2 rRNA genes (1 of these 2 cut by a window edge) are annotated in these 2858 nt (G+C 56.4%); both read left to right on the forward strand.

Features of this window, described 5'->3' with window-relative positions:
- Nucleotides 1-2603, forward strand: a 23S ribosomal RNA gene (locus A8G08_RS25360) (it extends 530 nt beyond the left edge of the window).
- 124 nt (nucleotides 2604-2727) lie between these two features.
- Nucleotides 2728-2844 (forward strand): 5S ribosomal RNA (gene rrf / locus A8G08_RS25365).
- The last annotated feature ends 14 nt before the right edge of the window (nucleotides 2845-2858 follow it).

The raw sequence follows: 2858 nt of genomic DNA on the forward strand, positions 1-2858 counted from the left end.
ACCGATAGCGGACTAGTACCGTGAGGGAAAGGTGAAAAGTACCCCGGGAGGGGAGTGAAATAGTACCTGAAACCGTGCGCTTACAATCCGTCAGAGCCTGCGAGTGGTTTACCACTGTGGGTGATGGCGTGCCTTTTGAAGAATGAGCCTGCGAGTTAGTGGCATGTGGCGAGGTTAACCCGTGTGGGGTAGCCGTAGCGAAAGCGAGTCCGAATAGGGCGTGTTGAGTCGCATGTTCTAGACCCGAAGCGGAGTGATCTACCCATGGCCAGGGTGAAGCGACGGTAAGACGTCGTGGAGGCCCGAACCCACTTAGGTTGAAAACTGAGGGGATGAGCTGTGGGTAGGGGTGAAAGGCCAATCAAACTCCGTGATAGCTGGTTCTCCCCGAAATGCATTTAGGTGCAGCGTCACGTGTTTCACACCGGAGGTAGAGCTACTGGATGGTCTAGGGGGCCTACAAGCTTACCGAAATCAGCCAAACTCCGAATGCCGGTGTGTGAGAGCGTGGCAGTGAGACTGCGGGGGATAAGCTTCGTAGTCGAGAGGGAAACAGCCCAGATCGCCGGCTAAGGCCCCTAAGCGTGTACTAAGTGGAAAAGGATGTGGGGTCGCGAAGACAACCAGGAGGTTGGCTTAGAAGCAGCCACCCTTGAAAGAGTGCGTAATAGCTCACTGGTCAAGTGATCCTGCGCCGACAATGTAGCGGGGCTCAAGTACACCGCCGAAGCCGCGGCACTCACACAACACCCATTCGCCCTTACGGGGGCGTGTGCAGTGGTGTGGGTGGGTAGGGGAGCGTCGTGCACCCATGGAAGCGCCGGAGTGATCCAGGTGTGGAGGGTGCGCGAGTGAGAATGCAGGCATGAGTAGCGAAAGACGAGTGAGAAACTCGTCCGCCGAATGACCAAGGGTTCCTGGGCCAGGTTAATCCGCCCAGGGTGAGTCGGGACCTAAGGCGAGGCCGACAGGCGTAGTCGATGGACAACGGGTTGATATTCCCGTACCCGTGTATCCGCGCCCATGCTGAATCAGTGGTACTAACCATCCAAATCCGGACGGATTCCCTTCGGGGAACCTGATGGGGCTGCATGGGACCTTCGCTGGTAGTAGGCAAGCGATGGGGTGACGCAGGAAGGTAGCTGGGCCAGTCAGTGGTAGTACTGGTGTAAGCCTGTAGGGAGTGGCATAGGCAAATCCGTGCCACACATATCCTGAGAGGTGATGCGTAGCCGATTGAGGCGAATTCAGTGATCCTATGCTGCCGAGAAAAGCCTCTAGCGAGTTGGTACACGGCCCGTACCCCAAACCGACACAGGTGGTCAGGTAGAGAATACTAAGGCGATCGAGAGAACTGTGGTTAAGGAACTCGGCAAAATGCCCCCGTAACTTCGGGAGAAGGGGGACCCGGTCCGGTGACGGAATTTACTTCCCGAGCTGGCTTGGGTCGCAGAGACCAGAGAGAAGCGACTGTTTACTAAAAACACAGGTCCGTGCGAAGTCGTAAGACGATGTATACGGACTGACGCCTGCCCGGTGCCGGAAGGTTAAGAGGACCGGTCAACCCAGTAATGGGTGAAGCTGAGAATTTAAGCCCCGGTAAACGGCGGTGGTAACTATAACCATCCTAAGGTAGCGAAATTCCTTGTCGGGTAAGTTCCGACCTGCACGAATGGCGTAACGACTTCTCTGCTGTCTCAACCACAGACTCGGCGAAATTGCATTACGAGTAAAGATGCTCGTTACGCGCGGCAGGACGAAAAGACCCCGGGACCTTCACTATAGCTTGGTATTGGTGTTCGGTACGGTTTGTGTAGGATAGGTGGGAGACTGTGAAACTCGCACGCCAGTGTGGGTGGAGTCATCGTTGAAATACCACTCTGATCGTATTGGACCTCTAACCTCGGACCATGATCTGGTTCAGGGACAGTGCCTGGTGGGTAGTTTAACTGGGGCGGTTGCCTCCCAAAATGTAACGGAGGCGCCCAAAGGTTCCCTCAGCCTGGTTGGCAATCAGGTGTTGAGTGCAAGTGCACAAGGGAGCTTGACTGTGAGACTGACAGGTCGAGCAGGGACGAAAGTCGGGACTAGTGATCCGGCACCGGCAAGTGGAAGCGGTGTCGCTCAACGGATAAAAGGTACCCCGGGGATAACAGGCTGATCTTCCCCAAGAGTCCATATCGACGGGATGGTTTGGCACCTCGATGTCGGCTCGTCGCATCCTGGGGCTGGAGTAGGTCCCAAGGGTTGGGCTGTTCGCCCATTAAAGCGGCACGCGAGCTGGGTTTAGAACGTCGTGAGACAGTTCGGTCTCTATCCGCCGCGCGCGTCAGAAACTTGAGGAAGGCTGTCCCTAGTACGAGAGGACCGGGACGGACGAACCTCTGGTGTGCCAGTTGTTCCACCAGGAGCACCGCTGGTTAGCTACGTTCGGAAGGGATAACCGCTGAAAGCATCTAAGCGGGAAGCCTGTTCCAAGATGAGGTTTCTCACCACCTTCGAGTGGGTAAGGCCCCCCACAGACCATGGGGTTGATAGGCCAGAACTGGAAGCCCGGTAACGGGTGCAGGTGACTGGTACTAATCGGCCGAGGACTTACCAACAAAGAAGCTACGCGTCCACTGTGCAGTATCTGAAACAACACACAATCGTGTGAACGGATACCCCCAACCCCGGCAACAAGGGCGCAGGGGATTCATCCGATCCGATGTGACAGTTTCACAGAGTTACGGCGGCCATAGCGACAGGGAAACGCCCGGACCCATCCCGAACCCGGAAGCTAAGCCTGTCAGCGCCGATGGTACTGCACCCGCCAGGGTGTGGGAGAGTAGGACACCGCCGGAACACACTTCACCGAA

It is taken from the genome of Aldersonia kunmingensis, from assembly GCF_001646865.1.
GTDB lineage: Bacteria > Actinomycetota > Actinomycetes > Mycobacteriales > Mycobacteriaceae > Aldersonia > Aldersonia kunmingensis.